Source organism: Burkholderia sp. MR1-5-21 (genome assembly GCF_053427715.1).
The window spans coordinates 1-1,081 of record NZ_JBSAXD010000092.1 but is presented as its reverse complement, the minus strand read 5'-3'; the positions used below and the strand labels follow the sequence as shown (position 1 = coordinate 1,081).

1 protein-coding gene is annotated in these 1,081 nt (G+C 60.7%); it reads left to right on the top strand.

What is annotated here, in order from left to right:
• Nucleotides 1–50: 50 nt before the first annotated feature.
• Complete coding sequence (locus tag ACV229_RS40515) at nucleotides 51–1,067, top strand: IS30 family transposase (protein ID WP_448088651.1); 1,017 nt, start codon at nucleotides 51–53, stop codon at nucleotides 1,065–1,067.
• Nucleotides 1,068–1,081: the final 14 nt, after the last annotated feature.

Here is a 1,081-nt window from a genome sequence, read left to right as displayed (position 1 = left end):
CTTAGTCTCTAGCTTCAAGTGCAACACCTCGAATCAAGTAAGGTGTTGCGATGAGGAAGTACAAGCATCTGAGCGCAGAGGAGCGCGCGGTCATCATGATCGAACATCGAAACGGCAGCAGCACGAGAGCCATCGCACGACGTCTCGGGCGAAGCGTCTCGACAGTTTCGCGCGAACTGGCGCGCAACGGCGATACGGCGGCGTACTACGATGCGACGCGTGCGGCGTCGGCGTACCGTGTTCGTCGTCAAAGTTGTGGACGGCGGCACAAGCTGCTTGTCGGCAGCGCGCTGTACCGGCATGTGCATGACCGGCTGGTCTATTGGCGCTGGTCGCCGCAGCAGATTGCTGCCAGACTTCGCCGTATGTATCCCGACGATCCCGACCAACGCGTCAGCCACGAAACGATTTACGCCGCGATATACGCTCATCCGCGAGGCGGGCTCAAGCAGGCGATGATCGAAGCATTGCGCCAGGAAAAGCCCGTGCGTGGACGCCGGCGCACCACGCTTGCTGGCGGCGGATTCGTGCCCGAAGCGCTGCGCATCGTTCACCGGCCTGAGGAGATTGAGTTGCGGCAGCTGCCGGGGCATTGGGAAGGCGACCTCATCAAGGGGGCGTTCAACCGTTCCGCCGTGGGCACGCTGGTGGAGCGCAAGACGCGTTTCGTGGTGCTGTGCCGCATGGACGGCTGCACGGCCCAAGATGCCCTGGAGGGTTTCACCCGCCAGATGAAGAAGCTGCCAGCCTTTCTGCGCGAGAGCCTGACCTACGATCGCGGAACGGAAATGACCTGCCATGTCGAGCTCTCCAAGCGATTGAATCTCGATATCTGGTTTGCCGATCCGCATGCGCCTTGGCAGCGCGGCAGCAACGAGAACACCAACGGTTTGCTGCGCCAGTTTCTGCCCAAGGGCATCGACCTATCGGCAGTCACACAGATCCAGCTAAATGACATCGCCAAATTGCTCAACGGCCGGCCTCGTCAGACCCTCGGCTGGGATACCCCCGAGGAAGCAATGGCCAAGGAGCTGGAAATCAATGGATTTGCTAATCGTTGCACTTGACTCTTGAGACCGCC

What these genes read in the sequence shown, in the direction of transcription:
- ACV229_RS40515 (WP_448088651.1), top strand. Translation starts at nt 51, where the DNA reads ATGAGGAAGTACAAGCATCTGAGCGCAGAGGAGCGCGCGGTCATCATG.